This window comes from Hoylesella marshii DSM 16973 = JCM 13450 (genome assembly GCF_000146675.1).
GTDB lineage: Bacteria > Bacteroidota > Bacteroidia > Bacteroidales > Bacteroidaceae > Prevotella > Prevotella marshii.
Window position 1 is genome coordinate 1421554 of the sequence record NZ_GL397214.1, and the last position, 21902, is coordinate 1443455.

General features: G+C 45.5%; 19 protein-coding genes. 1 reads left to right on the forward strand and 18 read right to left on the reverse strand.

Annotated features, from left to right (window positions below; all coding sequences use genetic code 11):
• Position 1: 1 nt before the first annotated feature.
• The 9 genes from HMPREF0658_RS05960 to HMPREF0658_RS06015 form a co-directional block, all read right to left on the reverse strand.
• Positions 2-997 carry a S49 family peptidase gene (locus HMPREF0658_RS05960; protein WP_006949326.1) on the reverse strand — a complete coding sequence of 332 codons (996 nt, stop codon included), beginning with the start codon at positions 995-997 and terminating at the stop codon, positions 2-4.
• A 51-nt stretch (positions 998-1048) separates the two neighbouring features.
• Entirely contained in the window at positions 1049-1402 is a 354-nt protein-coding gene (locus tag HMPREF0658_RS05965) for a hypothetical protein (protein WP_006949327.1), read from the reverse strand.
• A gap of 52 nt (positions 1403-1454) precedes the next feature.
• Positions 1455-1979, reverse strand: coding sequence for a hypothetical protein (locus tag HMPREF0658_RS05970; RefSeq protein ID WP_006949328.1), 525 nt, complete (start codon positions 1977-1979; stop codon positions 1455-1457).
• Between the two features lie 721 nt (positions 1980-2700).
• Positions 2701-3201 carry a hypothetical protein gene (locus HMPREF0658_RS05975; protein WP_006949329.1) on the reverse strand — a complete coding sequence of 167 codons (501 nt, stop codon included), beginning with the start codon at positions 3199-3201 and terminating at the stop codon, positions 2701-2703.
• 7 nt (positions 3202-3208) lie between these two features.
• Positions 3209-3529 carry a hypothetical protein gene (locus HMPREF0658_RS05980; RefSeq protein ID WP_006949330.1) on the reverse strand — a complete coding sequence of 107 codons (321 nt, stop codon included), beginning with the start codon at positions 3527-3529 and terminating at the stop codon, positions 3209-3211.
• Positions 3530-3831: 302 nt separating this feature from the next.
• Complete coding sequence (gene dnaG, locus HMPREF0658_RS05990; protein WP_006949333.1) at positions 3832-7791, reverse strand: DNA primase; 3960 nt, start codon at positions 7789-7791, stop codon at positions 3832-3834.
• Position 7792: 1 nt separating this feature from the next.
• On the reverse strand, positions 7793-8200 hold the full coding sequence (locus HMPREF0658_RS05995) for a hypothetical protein (RefSeq protein WP_006949335.1): 408 nt from the start codon (positions 8198-8200) through the stop codon (positions 7793-7795).
• A gap of 352 nt (positions 8201-8552) precedes the next feature.
• A complete protein-coding gene (locus tag HMPREF0658_RS06010) occupies positions 8553-8822 on the reverse strand; it encodes a hypothetical protein (RefSeq protein WP_006949339.1) in 270 nt (89 codons plus the stop codon).
• A gap of 117 nt (positions 8823-8939) precedes the next feature.
• On the reverse strand, positions 8940-9137 hold the full coding sequence (locus HMPREF0658_RS06015; RefSeq protein WP_006949341.1) for a helix-turn-helix domain-containing protein: 198 nt from the start codon (positions 9135-9137) through the stop codon (positions 8940-8942).
• A gap of 162 nt (positions 9138-9299) precedes the next feature.
• Here HMPREF0658_RS06015 and HMPREF0658_RS06020 point away from each other — a divergent pair, with 162 nt between their 5' ends.
• Positions 9300-9668 carry a helix-turn-helix domain-containing protein gene (locus tag HMPREF0658_RS06020; RefSeq protein WP_139047730.1) on the forward strand — a complete coding sequence of 123 codons (369 nt, stop codon included), beginning with the start codon at positions 9300-9302 and terminating at the stop codon, positions 9666-9668.
• Positions 9669-10207: 539 nt separating this feature from the next.
• On the opposite strand, the gene recQ is transcribed toward HMPREF0658_RS06020, so the two are convergent.
• The 9 genes from recQ to HMPREF0658_RS06065 all read right to left on the reverse strand — a co-directional run bounded on the left by recQ (position 10208) and on the right by HMPREF0658_RS06065 (position 21831).
• Positions 10208-12388, reverse strand: a complete 2181-nt coding sequence (gene recQ, locus HMPREF0658_RS06025) for a DNA helicase RecQ (protein ID WP_006949346.1) — start codon at positions 12386-12388, stop codon at positions 10208-10210.
• A 123-nt stretch (positions 12389-12511) separates the two neighbouring features.
• Positions 12512-13750: an ATP-dependent Clp protease ATP-binding subunit ClpX gene (gene clpX / locus HMPREF0658_RS06030; RefSeq protein WP_006949348.1), complete on the reverse strand. Its 1239-nt coding sequence runs from the start codon at positions 13748-13750 to the stop codon at positions 12512-12514.
• Positions 13751-13765: 15 nt separating this feature from the next.
• Positions 13766-14431, reverse strand: coding sequence for an ATP-dependent Clp endopeptidase proteolytic subunit ClpP (clpP, locus tag HMPREF0658_RS06035; protein WP_024990831.1), 666 nt, complete (start codon positions 14429-14431; stop codon positions 13766-13768).
• Positions 14432-14559: 128 nt separating this feature from the next.
• Entirely contained in the window at positions 14560-15912 is a 1353-nt protein-coding gene (tig, locus tag HMPREF0658_RS06040) for a trigger factor (protein WP_006949352.1), read from the reverse strand.
• Positions 15913-16111: 199 nt separating this feature from the next.
• Positions 16112-16420 carry a hypothetical protein gene (locus HMPREF0658_RS06045; protein WP_006949353.1) on the reverse strand — a complete coding sequence of 103 codons (309 nt, stop codon included), beginning with the start codon at positions 16418-16420 and terminating at the stop codon, positions 16112-16114.
• Positions 16421-16441: 21 nt separating this feature from the next.
• Entirely contained in the window at positions 16442-17437 is a 996-nt protein-coding gene (gene glsB, locus HMPREF0658_RS06050; RefSeq protein WP_024990829.1) for a glycine N(alpha)-acyltransferase GlsB, read from the reverse strand.
• A gap of 92 nt (positions 17438-17529) precedes the next feature.
• Positions 17530-18357, reverse strand: coding sequence for a lyso-glycine lipid O-acyltransferase GlsA (glsA, locus tag HMPREF0658_RS06055; protein WP_006949356.1), 828 nt, complete (start codon positions 18355-18357; stop codon positions 17530-17532).
• 311 nt (positions 18358-18668) lie between these two features.
• The gene (locus HMPREF0658_RS06060) at positions 18669-20147 is read right to left on the reverse strand and encodes a tetratricopeptide repeat protein (protein ID WP_006949358.1); all 1479 of its coding nucleotides are present in this window, start codon (positions 20145-20147) and stop codon (positions 18669-18671) included.
• A gap of 22 nt (positions 20148-20169) precedes the next feature.
• Positions 20170-21831, reverse strand: a complete 1662-nt coding sequence (locus HMPREF0658_RS06065; protein ID WP_024990828.1) for a nucleoside kinase — start codon at positions 21829-21831, stop codon at positions 20170-20172.
• Positions 21832-21902: the final 71 nt, after the last annotated feature.

Below are 21902 nucleotides of genomic sequence, written 5' to 3' on the forward strand. Positions count from 1 at the left end.
ATTAAACAATATTATATATGGCAGTCTTCAGTTTGTTGGCATCAATGTACTCACGCCCCATGGTCACGGCTTCGGCAATGGCCTCCTGCATCGTATGACTTCCGTCGGTAAGTCCGAGTTCCACTGCCTGTGGGGTATAAAAAGTTTCGCCACGCAGTACCGGCGCATCATCGGGGAGTTCTGCGAGTTGGCTGCGCTGAGAACGCACCTCGGCAAGGAACTGAACATTGAGCGGATCGAGAATATCATGCACAAACTTTTCGTCCTTACCGTGACGCAAGTCGTCGAAGGTCTTATTTTTCAAATCGGAATTGGTGGCCTTAGCTTCTACGCGTTTGATGCCGAGCTTCTCAAAGTAAGGTTCAAAGTCGTAGAAACTACACATTGTGCCGATGCAGCCGACGTAGTCGTTGTCGGTAAGCGCATAGATACGGTTGCCATGACAACCGATATAATAGCCGGCGGAGCAGCACATCTGCTCATAGAAAGTGAGAATTGGTTTCTGACAGGCACGCAGCGTTTCGCTCAGACGGTCGAGATACCACGCCTCGCCCCCGGGGGAGTTGATATGCAGAAAATGGCAGGAAATCTGCGGATTGGCTTCGGCTGCATGGAGGTCGGCTGCGAGCTGCTTGGAGGAGAACCAGTAGTAACTGTCTGCCATAACCGTACCCCATACGCGATGGTAGGCTATGGAATTATCCGGAAGTTGTTCGTCATCAAACTCGTCGGTAAGCGTCACGGTAGACGTGTCGTTATCCTGTGCCAGTACCTTCAAAATATCCTGAAGAGCAACGTGTGTCTCAAACTGATACACAGTATGGTCTTTCAGATAGACAGCAATTTCTTCCGGAGAAAAGCAGCAGGCAGCCTTTACTCCAGATTGTCCTTCTGCCTTACCATTGATGGGAAAAGCAGCAAGCATGGCCTGGCGAAAACCGTCGATGGTAATAAACAACGGTTTTCCCGAAGCAAGAAGATTCTGTAATTCGTTCATCAAAAATATTTTGATGCGAATGTACCATATAATAAGGTGTAGACAAAAGACCTACAGAAGTGGGTCAATGAGCATTTTGCACTTAATAACAAGATTAGCCGATGTCAGATTAGAAGAAATCTGCACCCGAGCAGGAATATCCGGTGTTCCTATCTGATATTTACGTCGGTCAGAAGTTTTAATTGTCACGATAGCGTTACGCTCGATGGAGAAGAAATGGCGGGCTTCACTGTCAGGCAAGTCTATCACAATTGTTTTGTCACAATTCCAAAAACTTCCTGATTCATTGTCAGTGAGTTGTGGGATGTAGGAAAAAGAATCTGCTACGAATTCATACATTTTAGAGTGAGCAGATTTGTCCGAAGTAGTCGGTGTAACTTGAATAAGATTTGAGAACTCTATCATAGTCTGTAAATTTGAATGACAAAAAGGGGCATTCGGTCTGCATTAAATGATGTTAATTAAGCACTGTTTTTTTATATTGACGTACTTTCTTTGGGCGCAGACGGTTGCGAAAGCGATAAAAGTTCTTCAGCAACGCATCAGGCGAGATGGATTTCAGATGGTAGGTGCGAATGAAATCGTATATAACATCCAAGTTCTTACGCTGACGTCCAAACTCCTCATTCTCCAATAGCACACGATGCAGCTCGAAGTTAAACATTCGGCGAATCTGAGCTTCAATTATCTTGGAGGCTGACGGAGAAAGGTAGTTGTAATAGGCAGGATCTTTCCATGGTATTCCATTGCCTGCTTTACGAAACGGCAACTGAATGAGTAGATTACCATCTTCAGGTTCGGTTTGGTTTGAACGCTTACGAGACATATTTTCCCAAATGCAATGGTACAGGTCGGAAGTGTAAGGTATTTTTACCGCCCCGTTTTTTTGTTCCACGCCGTATTTTCCTGCAACATACTCAGCAAGATAAGGTTCTATTCTGATTGCTGTATTTTTTTTGAGGGCTCTTTTTTCTTTGTGCATAGCAGTTTTACTTTTTTTTGCGTCCTACCGTCCTACAATCCTACAAAACGTAGAGGGCGCTTATGCAAAAATACTAAATATCAAAGACTTACGCAAAATTAATCAAATAAAAATTGCATTATTTCACTCAAAAACGTGAACCAATACCGTCCTACAACGACCTGAAAAGCGCAAATTTGTAGGATGGGATTCCGAAAAAACCATTTCCTACAAAAAAATCTATTTCCTACATCGTCCTACAAACCTACAAGCAATCCTACAAACTTACCTTCATTAATAAAACAATATAATTATATGATATATAGATAGTTATATAAAATATAGTTTGAAAAGAAAATTCAATTTGTAGGATTGTAGGATTGTAGGATAGTGTTTTTCTGAAAATTATTTTTCAAAAGTCGTGTTTTCCTTGCTTTCTTGAAAATTTAGGGGGTACGGGGGATTTTACGCCTGCCTCCGTCCAATTTGAAATGAAATGAGCCGTACCTATTCATCCGAACTGGCACGGCTCTACTTGAGGAAAATATATACCTTTTTAAAGGTAAAATAATATGATTTTTATTTGGTAATATCGGATTTTTTTAGTACCTTTACATAGTTAAATTGGGGGGGTATATACTCTTGGTAACATAGATTTTATATTCGAAATTACATCAGCCCTTCATGAAACATACCCAATGGATTGCTCCTCCCGCAGCAAGCATCTAATATTTTTTTCATATCAGTATCTAAATTTCGTAAAGTGAATAATCGCAAGAGGCTTTGAGAGGTCGTAACCTCGTAACCATTCCTCCCAATCTTCAAGCGATAGACCGTTATTATTAGCAAGAGTTTTCCTGTCGAAGCACCTCCCATCTATATCAAAGAACTTAAACGATGACACCCCGTCTTTGTCCTTGTCAAATGACAGTTTCTGTATTCCCACTCCGTCTTTAGCCGTCAGACGTGCTATTTCTACTTGTTTGCTGCGATACGGCCTGCCCGTCCACTGCCGGACAGATAACACAGCATTACCAGCCTGCACCTCCTTGATGTGCTTCTCCCATAATGGATAGTTAGCGCGGATAGTATGCAGTTTTGGGCGCACATAGATACATTCTGAACTTCTGTTAAAAATCAGACCTGCATAAAAAGCTTCACGAAACAGCGTCGGTTCTCCCGCCTTGCTATGCTTGACGGGGAAACACCTTGATAATGTGATTACGTATGTTTTCCTTTCCATATTCTTGTCATTTAAAATCCATAACTATTCTTTCTCCGACCTTATGTCGTGTGTATGTAAGGCTATCAACATCAAACCGCCTTACTTCGTCCTTGTTGGCGACATAGAATATCCAACTTGATGGTACATATTGGGGGACATGCCTATGTGGGACAATAACGGGGCGAACGGGAACGAACGTTGCCTCTTGTACAACTATTGGCTCTGTGTCGTCCATGTGTCCAGGCGTATATTCCTTGTATACTAAAAAACCTTTGAAAAGTTTGTTTTCGCAGCCAAGCAGCACAAGTGCCAAGCTTATAAAAATCAATATTTTTCTTATTCTCATATTCTTAATCGTTTTTCTGTTTAACAAATTCCCTGCTGCCTACTCTGATATATTTCACGTCTTTGCAGTAGTCTCTAATGAGAACTTTTAAGCTAATCTCATTCAGTTTAGGACAATCTTCATTTTTGAAGATAATCGCATCACTTTGCCTATCTCCGAAATTGCGGAGCGGTTTCCATGTTCTGTAAGTGCTTGGCGGTTCACAGACGAAAGCACTCACGACATACCCATCCGAGGTGTTTTCGACTTGGAATTCAAATGCTACATACATAATTTGTCAGTTTTTTAGATTTCTCTTTTGTCTAAAACGGTTCGTCACTACCCTCACTCATCGGATTAAAAGGAAGATCTTGGTTTGCGATTGTGTTGGCGCTCATCGGTTGCACATCCTGTTCTTTCTCCGGGTTCGGTTCTTCAATATAAGTTCTACGGAAATCGATATTGTACAATTCTTTGAACTTATCGTAGTCGATGATGATTGCGCTGGTCGATGTACTCTTCGGCTTGCGTATCTTGACCATTGTCTCCTGGTCATCGTTTCTCGGAACCTCGATGGTCTCCTCCCACGTGAAGCGACGGGAAGGTACGGTTCCGATATAGGATGGGTGGCTTCGCAGGTTCTGCTCCAAGGTCGAGAGCGTGCTACCCTCACTGTTGTAGCCACTGCGGTCGAAAATGCTGAATACGGCACTCATGCGCAGGAACATGACATTCGTACCTGGCTCAAAAGTAAAGGTGTGCGAGTCGCCTCGGGAATCCTTGCCTGTAACCTTTTTGGGCTGCTCGATAAGGAACTCGCGGCCTTCGGTGACCTGCTTGGTGTCAATCATGTTGTTGACAGCCGTGAAGAACATGGCCAGTTTGTCCGTACTGCGAATCAGAGAAAGTTGAAATCTTATCTTCTCCTGAGCTATCTTAAAAAAGTCGTCGTATGTAAATGGCAGACGCAGATTGGAATATCGCTCTATTAACTTCACCGTGCCGAGGAAGAGAGAAGCTGTTTTCATTAATCTGTCCATCTCACCAGAGTTGATAACGTCCTGTTTGAGTTCATTATACGCCTCTTGCTTGAGTTGTCGAAAATGATCCATAAACAAAGGGCGAAGTTCCAATATCTGCAGGAGCACATTTGATAGACCTATTTTATTGGGGTCTTCTATATTTTTCAACTCCTCGAAGATACGAACTTCATCCTGTGTGCGATTTCGGGGTTTGGGTACTTCGCAGACAATGACACGGCTCATCAAGGCGTTGTCATCACGCTGTGGTGTTTCCTGTCCGCAGATAATCACCGGTGCGAAAACCTTGTCGTTTTCGATTTCTTTGCCAGATGTACCTTTGCGCTTCTGTTTGCCATCGCCATCATAGACAATACCTTTTAAAGCCTGGAACTTATTGTCACTGATATCCTTATTGTTGTACTCATCGAGCACCACCGGTACATCCTTAAACATACCCATCATGGTGGCCATGGCAGCATCAGTACCTGTATTAAGGTTGAAAATGGGAATGTTTGGCGAGACGAAGAGGGAGCGAATAGAAATGGCTATTTGTGTTTTACCCGAGGACATCGGGCCCATGAAGAATGGAGCAGTGAAGAGACGGTCGATGCAGTGGATGTTGCTTCTGAAGGCGCACATGATAGCGAATATAATTGCCCATTTGCCGTTGTCATTGATTTTGTAAACTTGGTCCATTAGCCCAACCCATTTCTCAAAGGTTACCTTTTTTTCGGCCGGGACTTCCTTGTAGACGAGCTGACTGATGAGTTCGTATTTGTCGGATTGCTTGCCGCTGCCGGCGTAAATTGTCGAAAAGGCAGGCAGATAGTAGTTGTTCTTATTGTGTGTAACAACACCCAGTTCGTTAACCGGCTCAAACCTCCATTGCCCGTCCACTCTGTGGAAGATTCCGTTTGCAAATGCAAAAAACTGTTCATCGCCCTTGCGGCTCATTCCTTCACTCTGCTGGTTGCCGTATGTCTTAATCTCCGAACACATCACAAAGTGACGGCTCATATAGGTCTTGATGGCTTTCCACTGCCATTCTTCGCCGTTGAAATTCACCGCCTCGTAATTGATGAGCACTTCTTCTATCGATGACATCTTCAGCAGAGCCTTTGAAGGGATTTCTATGTAGATGGGCGTGTCGTAGTAGCGGCGGTTAATGCGCAGCACACGCTTGTTCTGTTCGAAGTCATCAGAGAAGATGTGTAGCAGGGGCGTCATGAAGAAATCGGCGACCTGCGTCATGCCGTTGCCGTTCTTGTTGCGGAACATATAACAGACGGGTTCGCTCTTCTTGTTGAGCCGGGGGTAATAGCCACATTCCTTCCACATGCGGTGGTACTCCTCATTCTCCTGCACATAGTCAGGCGGCTCGTTTACATCGAAATCCTCGTCATCGAGATTGTCGGTCTGCATACTTACCTTCATAGCAGACTTCCGTTTCTGCACGAACGGCTTGCGGATCTCGTCGAACTGTCCCTTGGTCAGTTTCAATACTGAGCAGTAATGGTTACGGTTGACCGTTACGACAGTATCCTCTGCGTAAGAGGTCAGTTCAATACATCTTGAGATGAGAGGAACACGGTCGCCCGAATAGTTCTCCAAGAATCTGCCGTGCAGACCGATGTAATAATCCACGAAAGAGCCTGTGGAGTCGTTGTAGGTCATCTGTATGTTGATGCCCGAACGGAACATCTCCGCCAATGTGTGCAGATAGTCGTTTTCCTCACCGTCGTTGTTGATGGCACAGCCACTCTCCGAAGACACAAAATAACAATAGACCCTGCGAAGTTCCTGGATGTCGTTGCTTGACGGGCGACCTGCTATATATACGATAGGCTCCTCACCGTATCCATCGAGGAAATCCTGCATGACGGAGGTCAGTATGCCCGGGCGGTCACTCTCTATATTTTCTTTCAGCGCATCGACACCGAATAGCCCGGCCTGTGTCTTTGTTTTCGGCAGGGCTTCCTGTATTTTCAAACGGATGTTGCGCACCTTGTCATCGACGATTCCTATTTTGCTCTTGAAATCAGCAGCTACCGACTTGACATACTCCAGTCGGAGACCGGCATCACCTACGCATGCAACGAGCGAACAGATGGTGTTCAGACCGTCGCTGATGGTGGTCTCGTCTTTACAGCCATGCGGAATCAACATTCTTTTCAGCGCTTTTGGGAAAGTTTCTGTCAGCTCCTTCAATTTGTCCTGTGTCCGGCTGACATTGGCTTTTGCAAATTCGTCGGGGTCGGTTCCTTTCGGCAGGCGGATGCACTTTACCTTTGCCCCGGCTTTCAACAGCAGCTCGCAGTTTTTCAGTGAGGCCTTAACACCGGCAGCATCTGCATCATATACCATGACTACATAGTCCGTGAAGCGCAGCAGCAGCTTCACCTGGTCATCCGTGAATGCCGTTCCACTGCCACCGATGACATTTTCCACCCCCATCTTGTACAGCGACATCACATCAAACTGCCCCTCTACCAGATAGGCAAATCCCTGCTTGCCGATAGCCTTCCGTGCCTGATAGAGTCCGAAAATGTGCTTGCCCTTGGTGAACAGCGGGGTCTCGCCTGTGTTCACATACTTGCCGACGCCCTCTCTCGGGGTGATGATGCGCCCGGAAAAACCGATAATGTGTCCCTGTATGTCATAAAATGGAAACATCAGTCTGTCTCGGAACCTGTCATAGGTCCGTCCCTCATTGCTGCCAACGACATCTACCTCTTGGAGCCGTTGTAATGAATAGCCAGCCTTGGTGAGTTCGTTCATAGCCAAGTTCCCCACAGGGGCATAGCCTACGCCGAAGTCTGCGAGAGCCTTATCAGTTAAGGCATATCCTCGGGAGACAAGGAAAGACTCAGCCTGTGACAGGTTCTTCTGGAAGAACTTGGCTGCGGCATCGATAGCGATATGCTGCGCCTCCCTCTCTTTATAGCGTGCTTCCTCCTCCGGACTCATTTCTTTTTCCGGGAAATCAAGACCTGCCTGACCAGCGCACCAACGTAGAGCCTCTATAAAGGTTAAATTCAGGTAATTTTGCACAAACGAGATAACATCACCACTTGCGCCACAGACAAAACAATGATAGGTCTGTCTTGACGGACTTACCACCATCGAGGGGGTATGATCATCATGAAATGGACAGACACCCTTGTAGTTCACGCCCGCCTTGTGCAAGTGCGTGAAGGACTCCACCACATTCACGATGTTAAGAGCCGACTTAACCTTCTCGATGAATAATTTATCAATCATGTTATTTTTCCTCTTCCTCAAATAATTCCAATTGGCGTGATTCGACTGCCTCCTGTATTGTTACTCCCAGGTATTCTGCCACGACTGCATACTCCTTGTCTGTGATTGCTTTTCGACCGAAGTAAAGATCCCAATATCTGCGCTGTCCGATTCCTGTTTCTTTATAAAATGTCCTTGTTGGGCTGAAGTCCTCGGGATGCCTAAATTTTATTTTGAGCATTGCAAACAGAAGATTACGTTTCACCGTACGACCAACAGTTAGACGATTCCGTAGTATGTAGAGTCTGACAGACATTGAACTACGATCCAAATGCGCGGCCATATCCGCAAGTGAGACCTTACCAAGATGTTGCCTAACATATTCTGCGTCCTCGACGGTCCATCTCTTGTTGTTGCCTTTATTACTCATGTTGTATTAGACCATTAAACTCATTGTCAAAAACGAACATCCTTACACTGTCTTCAGGGTGTATATGTCCCATATTGCATTGAGCATATACTTTCAGGGCCTCGTATATAAACCGAAGATCTCTTTCACTTAAATCGTTAATAGAGAATTTGCCCCAGCTATCCTTGTCAATGAACATTCCGCGCAGCAAAATTTGTTTTGAAAGATTCCGCCACATTCTGCCTGAGTAGCTTTTTCATTGTCGGTGTAAAGTGTATTTTCCCTCCTTTTTTATCTTTGAAACAGATGTTAAAACTTTTGATACCATTCTTGCGCTTAAAGGCCTTTCTTACTTTTCTGATGCTGGTCATGATTACTCGAATTTAAGGTCAAAACTTTTATCTCTCTCCACGGCACGGCCGGACATTCCAATGATGTTGCCCTCTTCTCCCTCTGTAAGGAACATTTCACGCTCACTATCCTTACTGGCAGAGAATGCCCGACCGTATTCATCCCATACAATCAACTGAGTGTTCGTATGGGCATTGACCTGCCTGACATCAGAATATCGCAATTTCATCTCGTCAATGGTGATATCAGCACAGAGTGCATCTATCGCCCTTTCAAAATCTTTAACTTTCATAGTCTTTTTGTTTGGGTTTCACATTTTTTTTCTTGACAGTACTGAACATACTCTTTTAGTTTCAAACAGTACAGTCCGTTGATACAATTTCGATGGAACTTACAGTTCCTGCACTCTTCATACATTGGGCCACAACTCCTTTTCCGACTTCTGCAGATAATCGGCAATGACCTTACGCTTGAGCGGATCAGGAATAAAATCCCCACGCAACCATCTGTAGACGGTCGTACTTGACACCCTGCAAAGAATAGCCAACTGTGAAATGACCTCGTTTCTTTGATTGGGCAAAGAATTCACAAACTCTTTAAATTCCATAATCTAATCTTTTTTAATGTTTTCATTGCTACTTCAAATGTTTTCATTATTTTCGTAGCGAAAAATATGTTACGCGATGCAAAGATGCAACTTTTATTTGATATAAACAAATATTTGAGTGATTATTTCGACTATTTATTTTAACCTATTCAAGAAATGCATATGGAAGATAAAGAAAATGTAACAGAAAGAATCCTTCAAATTATAGAGAAAGAGGGACACAGCGTCGCGACCTTTGCGCGAAAGTTAGATATACCCTGGACAACCGCCAACAATCTGCTTTCAGGGAGGAACAATCCAAGTTACGATCTTATCGTAAAAATCATAGAAAATTTTGATTGGGTTGATGCGAACTGGCTTGTAATGGGCCAATCAAGCGTGGCAAAATCGGAAGAAAAAAACGTTTATCATATAATAGAATCACAACAGAGAACCATAGAGAACCAGCAGAAAACGATTGATCGACTAACGAAAAGGCTTGTGCAGGACTTGTCTGATAAGCCTTCTAAAAAAGTGGCAAATGCAGGATAATAAAGATGTATCCGAAAAAGTAGAAAGAGCGAAAATACAGCTTTATTAATGATGTTTTTAAATAAAATAATCACCCAAATATTTGACTGTCTGATAATTTCATAAGGTCTTCAGTCGGCGAAAAGTCGGCGAAGACTACAACGATTCACAAACATGCCCTATTGATTATCAACACGATACCGATATACTTTTGGATTTCGTATTTCCAGTAATCCCGACTAAGACGATGTAAAGGGGTTGATAATCAACCCCTTTTTCGTTGTTTTGGGGTAAGAAGTCTACGAAAATCTTGGCTCCGAAAGGAGGAAGCGATATAAAACACGGCTTTATCAACCGCTGTTACCTAAATCCCACATCTCTATTACTTCTAATGTATTGATAGGTAAAAATAGAGAGGCTGTAGAATGGTTTTGCAGAGCTCTCTATTTACTATGATAATGAACTACATAAAAACACAAAGGATGGAAGATAAAAAAGGATATGTCAACGTGAAGAATGCGCTTTATTTTTAGATGCATCTATAGAGAACAAGGTATGGTTTAGTTGGCCATTTCGGAGAGGAACTTAATACGAACAAGCCTTATTTCTGTCTCGGAATAGTCGTCGCCCAGCTCTTGCATGGCGGTCTCGAGGTCGTCGGTATCACTCTCGCTGAAGTAGCTATAGATATCCTCCACGTGTTCTTCGTCCAGCACGTCGTCAAGGAAGTAGTCGATGTTGAGCTTCGTTCCGCTGTAGACGATGGCTTCGACCTCGTTCAGCAGGTCGTCGAAGTCTATTCCCTCGGCAGTAGCGATATCGTCGAGGGCTATTTGACGGTCGATGGCTTGAATAATCTTCACCTTTTGTATCGACTTCTTTGCGACTGTGCGTACGCGCAGTTCCTCGGGACGCTCGATATCGTTCTCCTTGCAATGGTCGGCAATCAGGCGACAGAATGGCTCGCCATAGCGTTTTGCTTTGCCGGCACCCACGCCTTGGATGTTTTGCAGTTCGGCGAGATTGACGGGATACATGGTGGCCATCTGCTCGAGCGATACGTCTTGGAATACCACATAGGGAGGGACGCCTAACTTCTCGGCCGTAGTCTTGCGCAGGTCTTTGAGCATGGCGTACAGAGCAGGGTCGAGGGCTACGGTACGTGCCTCGCCTCTGTCACTTTCATCTTCCTCACTGAAGTCTTTGTCTTCTACTATCATGAACGATTGCGGAGACTTGATAAACTTTTTGCCGGATGCCGTGAGTTTGAGCAATCCATAATTTTCTACGTCTTTCTTAAGGTAACCGGCAATGAGGGCTTGTCGGATAACGGGATTCCAAATATGCGGGTCTTCATCTTCTCCGGCACCGAATTCTTCTAATTCGTTATGCTTATGGGAAACGATGTCGTCGGTAGGACGACCTGTCACAAAGTCTATCACATAGTCGGTACGAAAGTTTTCTTTGATGGCTGCAATGGCACAAAGCACGATGAGGAGTGCATTCATGCCTTCTATTTTGGTCTTAGGGTGCAGACAATTGTCGCAGTTGCCGCAGTTGGCCTTCTCATATGTTTCGCCGAAATAATGCAACAACATCTTCCTTCGACAGACGGAAGATTCAGCATAGGCGGCCGTTTCTTGCAGGAGTTGTCGGCCAATGTCTTGCTCGGCCACCGGCTTTCCTTCCATAAATTTCTCTAATTTGCGCAGATCGTTATTGGAATAGAACGTGATACAAAGTCCCTCTCCGCCATCGCGTCCAGCACGTCCTGTCTCTTGATAATAACCTTCGAGGCTCTTGGGGATGTCGTAATGGATAACGAAACGTACATCGGGTTTGTCGATGCCCATACCAAAGGCGATGGTAGCCACGATAACATCAATCCGTTCCATGAGGAAAGCATCTTGGGTCTGCGACCGTTTGGCCGAATCGAGTCCTGCATGGTAGGGGGCTGCTTTGATATCGTTGGCACAAAGCACTGCTGCAAGTTCTTCAACCGTCTTCCGTGAAAGGCAATACACGATGCCGCTTTTGCCTTGGTGCTGTCTGATGAACTTGATGATTTGCTTGTCGATATCTTGGGTTTTCGCCCGCACTTCGTAGTAGAGATTAGGCCTATTGAAAGAGCTTTTAAATTCCTTTGCATCGGCAATACCTAAGTTTTTCTTGATGTCTGTACGCACCTTATCGGTAGCTGTAGCCGTCAAAGCAATAACGGGCGCAATACCAATCTCATTGATAAGAGGGCGGATACGCCGATATTCGGGTCGGAAGTCGTGCCCCCATTCCGATATACAGTGCGCCTCATCAATGGCATAGAAAGAAATCTTCACCCCCTTGAGGAAGCTCACATACTCCTCTTTGGTCAGGGATTCGGGGGCAACATATAGCAGTTTGGTCTTGCCGCAAAGGATATCGGCTTTCACATGGTCGATGGATGCCTTGTTGAGCGAAGAGTTCAGATAATGGGCTACGCCTTCTTCTTCGCTTATACCGTTGATAACATCGACTTGGTTTTTCATCAACGCGATAAGGGGAGAGATGACAATGGCCATCCCGTCCATAATCAGTGAAGGTAGCTGATAGCAGAGTGATTTCCCGCCACCGGTGGGCATGAGAACGAAAGTATCATTCCCATCCAACAGGTTCCGGATAATGGCTTCTTGGTCGCCTTTGAACTTATCAAAGCCGAAATACTGTTTTAGTTTTCCCGTAAGATTCATTTCCTTTCTTGCCATAAAAGGGGCATGAGTTTAGATTTTCAAGGTGAGCATTCGGGGGCAAAACCCTTTGGTAGCATCTTACTGCCATTCTCTTTTGTGAGATGAACAGCAAGACATGAGCGATAAAAGCATGAAGACCTACCCTGTGGCCTCCATCTTTTGCAGATGTGATTTATCAAGTTGTGCACGGGCATAGTCCGGCGTTACCTTAAACTGCTTCAACCGTTTGGAGGGTACTTCATACATGGCATTCATCATAATAGCCTCCACAATAGACCTGAGCCCACGGGCACCAAGCTTGTATTCCATAGCTTTGTCTACAATGAAATCAAGCACTTCGTTGTCGAAAGTAAGTTCTATTCCATCCATTTGGAACAGCTTCACATACTGTTTGATGATAGAATTCTTCGGCGTTACGAGGATATTGCGCAAAGCTTCCCTATCCAACGGATTAAGATAGGTGAGCACAGGCAGACGGCCGATGATTTCGGGTATCAGTCCAAATGACTTCAAGTCCTGCGGAAGAATGTACTTCATGAGGTCGGTCTTATCAATATGACGCACATTCTGTACCGAGTTATACCCTACAACATGTGTATTCATGCGTTGTGCAATCTTTCGTTCGATACCATCGAACGCCCCTCCGCAGATGAAAAGGATATTGCGTGTATCAACATGTATATAATCTTGGTCAGGGTGTTTGCGTCCTCCCTTGGGCGGAACATTTACCATTGTACCTTCAAGTAGTTTCAACAGTCCCTGCTGAACGCCTTCTCCGCTCACATCGCGGGTAATGCTTGGGTTATCGCTCTTACGAGCTATCTTGTCGATTTCATCGATAAAGACAATTCCGCATTCGGCCGCTGCCACATCATAGTCGGCTACTTGTAACAGACGCGACAAGATACTCTCCACATCTTCGCCCACATATCCGGCTTCGGTAAACACTGTAGCGTCGACGATTGTGAAAGGAACCTTGAGTAAGCGGGCAATGGTACGGGCAAGAAGAGTCTTTCCCGTGCCCGTGCTTCCTACCATGATGATATTGCTTTTCTCTATCTCTACGCCTTTGTCGTCGGCAGGCTGCTGCAAACGTTTATAGTGGTTGTACACGGATACGGAGAGATAACGCTTGGCCTCATCCTGCCCAATCACATAGTCATCGAGGTATTTCTTGATTTCCTTAGGCTTCGGTACGTCCTTGAGCTTAAATGCTATCTTACTTGAATGGGCATTCCCTGTATCATCGAGACCTGCCGATTGCACGATATGATAGGCCTGTGTGGCACATTCATCGCAGATAAAACCATGAAGGCCGGTTATCAGCAGCCTCACCTCTTTCTCTTCACGCCCGCAGAAGTTGCAAACTTTCTTCATTTCTCTCCTTTTCTATTACTGCTTTCGTTTGAGCACAGCGTCTATCATGCCGTACTCTTTTGCTTCTTCAGCATTCATCCAATAGTTACGGTCAGAGTCTTGCCATACCTTCTCGAAAGGCGTATGTGAGTGTTCGGATATGATTGTATACAGCTCTTTCTTGAACTTTTGTATCTCTTTGGCCTCAATCTCTATATCAGAAGCCTGTCCTTGTACACCGCCCAACGGCTGGTGAATCATTACACGGCTATGAGTAAGAGCGCTACGCTTGCCTTCCTGGCCTGCAACGAGCAAGACAGCGGCCATAGAGGCGGCCATCCCCGTACAGATAGTTGCCACATCGCTGGTAATGAATTGCATGGTATCATAGATACCAAGTCCTGCCGTGACACTCCCTCCCGGGGAGTTGATGTATATGGAAATATCTTTTCCTGAGTCTACCGAGTCGAGATAAAGTAGCTGGGCTTGAAGGGTATTGGCCGTATAGTCGTCTATCTCCGTACCTAAAAAGATGATGCGATCCATCATCAGGCGGGAGAAGACATCCAACTGGGTTACGTTCAATTGACGCTCTTCCAGAATATAAGGATTCAGATAACTCGCCTGAGCCTTCATGACATCATCCAACGCTTGCCCATTCATACCAAGATGACCTGTAGCATATTTCCTAAAATCATTCATTCTTTTCATTCCTTTTATTGCATAAAAAGAGAGGTTATCGACCCTCTTATTACATGTTTGAACAACAAAGTTAATAAAAAAAGTCGATAACCTCTTGATTATAGATGTTTTTTCTTAAAAAACAATCATTACCGTGCGAGCTTATTAAATTCCTCCATAGATACGGTCTGTGTATTCAGTTTAACTACTGCCTTCAGGGCTGTCGTGAGTTTCACATCTATAGCTCGGTCTATCAAGCCGTCGACATTCTCCTGCTTCTTCAGCATTTCTGAAGCATAGTTGGCCAGATATTCCTCGGGGACGTTCGACATGCCGTACTGTGCGAACTGCATGCGTGCTGCTTCCTTGGCTGCTTCTTTTACGTCGCTGTCTTCTATCTTTATCTTCTGCGCTTCTACCAATCGTCCTTTGATAAGCCTCCATGTCAGCTCTTTAATACTACCCTCGTAGTTCTCTTCCACGAATTTTTCGTCCTTATCTTTATTATTTGATAGCATGATACGCTTCATCAAAGCATCGGGATAGACAAGTTTGCCGACTTTCTTCTCCATATGTTTGCGTACATCTTGCAGGAATCGGAAGTCGGAGTCTATCTGCAACTGCCCTTTCAGACCGCCGGCAATCATTTCGCGGAACTGCTTTTCGTCTTTTACTGTTCCGTTTCCATACACTTGATCAAACAATTCCTGATTCACCTCGTGCTTCTTGAAGCGTGTAATCTCTGCTATTTTATAGCTGAAATCTGAGACAACGTCCTTGGCAATCTCACGGTCTATTTTCAATAAGCCAGCGAGTTCAGTATCGTTCTCCGGATAAGCCTTGCGCGGATTGAATGTGATCACGTCACCCACCTTGGCCTTTGCAAAAAGTTTACGTTGTTTGTCTACTTTTATATAATGAGGCATCATGATGGCACCTTCCACCTTAATACCGCCTTCCATCGGGGTTCCGTTTTTATCGAGTTGTTGAAGTTCGCCTTTCAACATATCGTTTTCCTCATACGCGTCCACCTTTTCGTAGTTGCCGGCACGCGAGGCAAACATATTTACCTGCGAGTCTATCATTTCATCGTCTACGTTAATCTCGTAATAAGGCACCTTATCGCGACCGGTCAGTTCTGCTTTGAATTCAGGAGCCACAGCAATATCAAAGACAAAAGTATAGGGTGCATCCTTTTCAAGTTCTACCGGCTTTTGGTTCTCGTTGGGCAACGGATTACCCAGCATATTGATATTGTTTTCTTTGATGTAGTCATTGAGAGCTTTACCCAATAGGTTATTGATAACATCGGCTTTAATAGAAGCGCCGTATTGTCGCTGAATCATTCCTACCGGCACCTGCCCTGGACGGAAACCCGCTATATTTGCTTTCTTCGCATAGTCTTTCAGTTGCTTAGCAACGCTATCTTTGAAATCAGCTTCTTCAATGGTAATGGTCATCAAACCGTTGATTTTGTCGGGATTCTCAAATGTAATTTTCATCTTTGATGTCTTTGGTTTTATTTATTTATCTTAATTATTTTCATGCTTCGCCTCTCGGCAATGTAAATGCAAAAGTACGGATATTTAACGTAACTACCTAATATAATTAGGTGAAAAAGCCACAAATATTTATTTTTTAACCACGCGTATCAAGTCTCTTTTTCTTACTACTCCCTATATCCCTATTACATACTTTTCTTCAATTCCCGGGAATAAAGAAGATTCCGTATTCTAAAGAGAGCAATAAGAGTGTGAGGGCAAAGATGAGCCAGCCTAACCGACGATAACCGGAGAAAAAGGCCAACAAGGCCGTGACAAACTCCAATAAAGCCATGCAGATAGTACCATACATCCATATGACAGCCATCAAGAAAGCACCTAACATACTGCTCACCCATGCAGACATCCAAAGAAGAAGATTCACTGCAAACAGAATTTTCCATCCGCTTATCCATCTCTTTATCATCGGTTTTCGCTCGTCAAGTAATGCTTTTGTCCACGGTTCCATGCTTTTATCTGTTGCCGTAACCTATGCGTCCCGCTCTTTATAAATCACATTGTTAGCTCCGCTCGTCAATTCTAAAGATTCTCGGTGTGCCCGAATAAAGCTGTCGATATGGCGTACTCTCTTTTCCTCCAGAATCTCGTCTACCGCTATCAGTATGCCGGTTTCCTCCACATCGCCGAAGCCATTGTTAATAGCAGTTCCGAAAAGCTTCATCGTAGGGCTGAGTCCCATGTAGGCATTCACCAGCGGAGGGATATTATACCCCAACTTTCTTATCTCTGTATTCAATATTTTATAGTCTTCTCTGAAGTCGTCTTTACAGAACAGTGCTTGCAGCTCGCGCACATCGGTCTCCAATTCGAGGGGTTTAATGGGTATAATCAAGTGTTCCTTATCATCAAAATGCTTCTTTAAGAAATAGAGTATCATGTCGCGTCCCCTGCGTATATACGAAGGATACATGGTCATCTTTCCAAAGAAATACTTTACATTGGGATTGATAACGGTGAGTGCACCGAGCCCGTCCCATAAGTTATCGAGCGCGAAAATGCTCTTGCTGCCCTTACGGATACTTTGATATTCGAGTGAGACAAACGACCGGCCAAGCTCTGCCGTCTGCATCATATATTCGTCGAGAAACTTCTTTGAGAAATGAAACATATGGCTGGTTGCCAACATGGGCTGGCCTGTGGCATCCAATTTCCAATCTGCTCCCAACATATACCTATATCCACCGATAATTTCCTCTGCCTCGGGGTTCCATACGATGAGCTGCTTATAGCCACCCTCCATGGTATCGAACTCATCGACATCCATGCTCTTGCCCGTTCCTCCTCCGGCATTTCTGAACGCTATCTCGCGCAATCTGCCGATTTCTTCCATCACGTGTGGAGCTGTTTGGGCAGTGATGATATAAATCTCGTTATGACTTTTATTGGTCATGCGGAGCTGATGTGCCGGTGTCAGCTCGTTTTTGAGCAATTCTCTGCTGACAGGCCGGATAATTTCTTCTTCCATCTTGTAGATTTGCAAATCAATATTCACAGGTCGAGTGCCGTGGTTTTCGGGCTTGGCAGTTCTCGTTCTCTATGGTTCTTATGGGGCATTTCTTATAGTTCATACACTCTTTTCTGCACGTAAGCCGCCCATTCTACGGGGGTTTTAGACTTATCGAATGTCTGCCAGGGAATGGGGTTCCCTATGGATACGCTAAACGTTTGGTTGCGGTTCTTGTACATTTCATCAACTAAAAACAGCATAGCGATATTGAATTTGATGCCTAAAGCCTTGCAGATGTTGGCCAAACGATAGAAGAACGCTGAGTTCCGTCCGCTGAAGCGTATGGGCACGACGTCACGATGGGTCTCTATACTCTTGGTGATAAACGTCTTCTTCCATGGCAAATCCCGTATCTCTCTCCCTATTTTGCGAGAACACAGTCCCGCGGGAAACATCAGTATATGATGATTGTCTGCAAAACCTGCCTCTACCACGGAGGGAAAGTTACGGCTCTTGCTGCCTGTCGTATTGATGGGAATGCAAAGCGGAGCAAGTCCGGGTAGATTCATCAATAGGTCGTTGACCAGATAGCGGAAGTGTCCATCATAGTGGCGACCGATGAGAAAGCCCAACGCCACACCATCTACACCGCCCAACGGATGATTCGACACAAAGGTATAAAGACATCCGTCTTCCTTTGGAGGCAGATTCTCCCTACCTCTTACATCAAGTGTCATACCCAAATAGTGCACACAAGCTTCCAACCAATCTACTCCGGTTAGGTTCCGGCTCTCGTTAAGAAAAGCATTCACCTCGTCTTCATGCACGATTCGTTTCAACCAAGCAATCAACGGAGAGGGCACCCAACGAACTTTCCCGCCCATCTTACGGTGCAATATCTCCTCAATATTGATGGTTTTCTCTATTCCCTCACCCATTCCACAACGATACTAACGAAATGCAAAAATACGATAAGTTTTTGAATTATACCGTATTCGCATGGAAAAATATTCCCACCATAAGTTCCACTAAAAAGTGCAAACAGTCTCTGCTGTTAAAAGACGACTATGAAAAAACACTCAGGGAACATCGTCGATAAGGGGCTGAAAGCCCCGACCACAAAGCAAACCCACGGTGTTTTTCATATTTTCCCTTGAAAAACAAACGCAGTTTTTACACTTCGATTTGGAAAGTACACACAAAGAATCTCCCAAAGTGCGATACAAGTCATATTAAGCCCCAAATCGGCTCACTCGTCGTCTTCTTCTGAGTATTCCCCATTCTGTTTTTCCCATTCCAAATAATAGTCGTAATATAATTCGGGCGGCACATCGTCGGGAAATCTATCACCTAACACCTCTTTCGCCTCTGCGGGATTCATCCTACAGGCAAGTCGTAACGCCTTTTTAAACTCGTCTTCGGACTTCATCAACTTGCTGCAGATCGCATAATAGGAAAAGCCCAAATACCATTTAGGGATTTTGTCGGTAAGCATCGACATGCGCTGAAAGAGCCCATAGCACAAAGCATAGTTATGACATTCGTATGCCGTCTTGCCAAAGAGATAGAATAGGAAGCATCCCTGCCAGCTTTTCCCGAAGAGATAAGTGCCCAATGCCTGCTCCATGTAGGCCGCAACTTCTTCTACAGGCCAATGGGTTTCGAGCATCACGCGGAAGCGCTCGGTGCAGACTTCGGTATCTTCCACCTCATCTAACTCGGCGAGCTTATCGATATAGGACATGGCTTCATCGGCACGCTGCAATTTCGACAAAGCCTGCGCCATGCCGATGTATATTTGGTCAAGTCCCTCCGCCGTATCCTCTGCCAGTCGTTGCGCTTTCTGATAGTGCATGACAGCCTCGTCATAGCGTTCGAGGTTGGTGAGTATGATGCCCAGTGAAAGTTCGCCCTTCATATCGTCGGGGTTCTTTTGTTGATAACGTTGGTAGAAGTCGAGCGCCTCGTCATAACGTTTCAGCTCTACCAAAGCCTTGCCTTTCATAGTCAGTGTCGCATCGTTGGCGGGATTGATGGCAAGGGAATATTCGCTGCTCTCCAAGGCTCGCTCATAGGCTTCGGCTTGCATCTGTATCGTTCCGAGCCGGTTCCAGTAATCGTCGTTGTAGGGTTGCTCATCGATGAGTTGCTGCATGATTTTCTCTGCTCGTGCATAGTCTTTTTCGTTCTCGGCGATGCGACATTCTTCAAGCCGATAACTGTGTTCTTTCTTCTCGCTCGAACGCGCCAGCCACGCTTTTGCCTCGGGCGTATGGTCATAGTTCAGATACATAGAGGCAATCATCTCTGCACAAGGATCGCGCTGGTCGTCGGGCAATCGGTCGTAGACTTCCTTGAGGAACGTCTCCGCCTCGGTGGTTTTATTTTCGTACAACAAAATGTCCAACTTCAGCAGCAGATAGTTGATACTGCTCTTGTCGACGATTTGGTTAGAATAGGTTTCGGCCTGTTTGGGGGCGTCGTTGTGATGGAGTGTCACGCGTCCTTTGAAGTATAATGGAGCACCTGCGCCCGGGTAGAGGTCGAGAGCGAGATCAGCAATGGCAATGGCCTCGTCTGTCCGGCCGAGACCGTCATAATAGTCGGCGATACAGCCTAACATGTCGGCATTGGGATAGTTACCGTCGTCCTGTTCTTTTGCCCTTTCATAGGCAGCCAGTCCTTCTTGGAACTCGGGACTTTTCCATAAATCATCTTCTTGCATCATAGTTTTATCTGTTTTTATAGGATCAATATTTAAACGACGAACCGCCGAGAAACTCTCGCAGTAGCGAGGTAGGTGGCAACGTTTTGTTGGGAATGGGTGCGAAATATCGCAAGAACTTGTGCAGGCGGTAGGCCTCTGAATACTCTTCACTCTTCTCCGGCACGAGTTCGAGCAGGGGTTCGGCCTGCGTTTTGATAACGGCTAATTCAAAGAGCATGGCGGTGTTGAACATCACATCTGCGTTTTCCTGATAGGGGAATATCCACTTGTTTTCACCTGCTCTCACGCTCGGCCAACGGCGAATCGTCTCTTGCGCCGAACATGCGCGATACTTGTGGTCGCGAACGATGCGGCGCAGCAATCGGTTATCGGTGGTGGGGATGTAGTTGTGGTCGTCAAGCAGAATGGTGGTCAATGCCGAGGTATAGATTTTAAACTTATGGTCATCGGCAATGCGGTCTGTGAGCATGGGGTTCAGGGCGTGGATGCCTTCCACCACGAGTAGGTTATGCGCCTCCAACCGCAGCCGATTACCGCTCTTTTCGCTCCGGCCTGTTTGAAAATTGTATTTGGGAAGCTCCACCTCCTCGCCACGGAAGAGGGCGTTGAACTGTTCGTTGATGAGTGGGATGTTCAGGGCATGAATGCTCTCGTAGTCCAGCTCTCCATTCGCATCTTTCGGAGTTTCGGAGCGATTGAGGAAGTAGTTGTCGAGCGACACCTGTACAGGGCGTATGCCGTTGGTGAGCAACTGCACGGAGAGACGTTTGCAAAACGTGGTCTTTCCACTTGAGGAAGGGCCGGCAATGAGCACCATTCTTACGTCCTTGTGTTCGGCAATGTCATCGGCAATGCGTGCTATTTTCTTCTCCTGCAATGCCTCCGAGACGTTGATGAGGTCGGTTGTCCACCCCTTTTGCACCGCCTCGTTGAAATCGCCTACCGTGCGCATGTTGAGGATGTTCTGCCATCGGTGGTGTTCTTGAAATATTTCGAACATCTTGTCTTGCCGTATGATGTCGCCCAGTCGCGAGGGATCGTCGGCCGACGGAATACGTAGCAGCAGACCGTCATAATAGCGTTCGAGGCCAAATAGTCGCAGTTGCGAGGTATTGGTGAGCATAGAGCCATAGTAGTAATCCTTGTATCCATCGAGGTCGTAGTAGGCGGTATAGAGTGCCCCGATGCTGCGCAGGAGCTTCACCTTTGGCATATCGCCCACCGTCTCGAACATGCGGATAGCCTCTTCGGTCGTGGTTTCGTGGCGGCGCAAAGGCAGATGAGCATCCACGATTTCCTGCATTCGTCGGCGGATTTTGTCGGCATCGACATCGGTCACAGGATGTCCGAGGTTCAGATTGCAGTAATAACCGTTAGACACGGGTATGTCTATCACCACCTCACTACCTGAATAGAGGTCGTGCACGGCCTTGCAGAGCACGAGGAACAACGTGCGTGTATAGGTACGCAGTCCCGATGGTGAGGTGAGGTCGAGAAACTCTATATCCTTATTACGATACACCCGATAGTGCATGCCTTCCACTTTGTTGTTTACCTTGGCACTCACCGGTCCGTGTTTCATTTCAAGTCTTGTGAATTGAAAAACGTCAGAAAGTGTGCTTCCGATGGCTACGTTCAGAGTTTTTTTATTATTTTTGCAACGTATTTGTACTGTTTGTTTCATCATCGTTTTACGATTTAAGCGGTTTTGCGACGGTAAAGGTAAAGATTTTCTTTGAGAAGCCCAAACTATAA

What these genes read in the sequence shown, in the direction of transcription:
- HMPREF0658_RS05960 (WP_006949326.1), bottom strand. Translation starts at nt 997, where the DNA reads ATGAACGAATTACAGAATCTTCTTGCTTCGGGAAAACCGTTGTTTATT.
- HMPREF0658_RS05965 (WP_006949327.1), bottom strand. Translation starts at nt 1,402, where the DNA reads ATGATAGAGTTCTCAAATCTTATTCAAGTTACACCGACTACTTCGGAC.
- HMPREF0658_RS05970 (WP_006949328.1), bottom strand. Translation starts at nt 1,979, where the DNA reads ATGCACAAAGAAAAAAGAGCCCTCAAAAAAAATACAGCAATCAGAATA.
- HMPREF0658_RS05975 (WP_006949329.1), bottom strand. Translation starts at nt 3,201, where the DNA reads ATGGAAAGGAAAACATACGTAATCACATTATCAAGGTGTTTCCCCGTC.
- HMPREF0658_RS05980 (WP_006949330.1), bottom strand. Translation starts at nt 3,529, where the DNA reads ATGAGAATAAGAAAAATATTGATTTTTATAAGCTTGGCACTTGTGCTG.
- dnaG (WP_006949333.1), bottom strand. Translation starts at nt 7,791, where the DNA reads ATGATTGATAAATTATTCATCGAGAAGGTTAAGTCGGCTCTTAACATC.
- HMPREF0658_RS05995 (WP_006949335.1), bottom strand. Translation starts at nt 8,200, where the DNA reads ATGAGTAATAAAGGCAACAACAAGAGATGGACCGTCGAGGACGCAGAA.
- HMPREF0658_RS06010 (WP_006949339.1), bottom strand. Translation starts at nt 8,822, where the DNA reads ATGAAAGTTAAAGATTTTGAAAGGGCGATAGATGCACTCTGTGCTGAT.
- HMPREF0658_RS06015 (WP_006949341.1), bottom strand. Translation starts at nt 9,137, where the DNA reads ATGGAATTTAAAGAGTTTGTGAATTCTTTGCCCAATCAAAGAAACGAG.
- HMPREF0658_RS06020 (WP_139047730.1), top strand. Translation starts at nt 9,300, where the DNA reads ATGGAAGATAAAGAAAATGTAACAGAAAGAATCCTTCAAATTATAGAG.
- recQ (WP_006949346.1), bottom strand. Translation starts at nt 12,388, where the DNA reads ATGGCAAGAAAGGAAATGAATCTTACGGGAAAACTAAAACAGTATTTC.
- clpX (WP_006949348.1), bottom strand. Translation starts at nt 13,750, where the DNA reads ATGAAGAAAGTTTGCAACTTCTGCGGGCGTGAAGAGAAAGAGGTGAGG.
- clpP (WP_024990831.1), bottom strand. Translation starts at nt 14,431, where the DNA reads ATGAATGATTTTAGGAAATATGCTACAGGTCATCTTGGTATGAATGGG.
- tig (WP_006949352.1), bottom strand. Translation starts at nt 15,912, where the DNA reads ATGAAAATTACATTTGAGAATCCCGACAAAATCAACGGTTTGATGACC.
- HMPREF0658_RS06045 (WP_006949353.1), bottom strand. Translation starts at nt 16,420, where the DNA reads ATGGAACCGTGGACAAAAGCATTACTTGACGAGCGAAAACCGATGATA.
- glsB (WP_024990829.1), bottom strand. Translation starts at nt 17,437, where the DNA reads ATGGAAGAAGAAATTATCCGGCCTGTCAGCAGAGAATTGCTCAAAAAC.
- glsA (WP_006949356.1), bottom strand. Translation starts at nt 18,357, where the DNA reads ATGGGTGAGGGAATAGAGAAAACCATCAATATTGAGGAGATATTGCAC.
- HMPREF0658_RS06060 (WP_006949358.1), bottom strand. Translation starts at nt 20,147, where the DNA reads ATGATGCAAGAAGATGATTTATGGAAAAGTCCCGAGTTCCAAGAAGGA.
- HMPREF0658_RS06065 (WP_024990828.1), bottom strand. Translation starts at nt 21,831, where the DNA reads ATGAAACAAACAGTACAAATACGTTGCAAAAATAATAAAAAAACTCTG.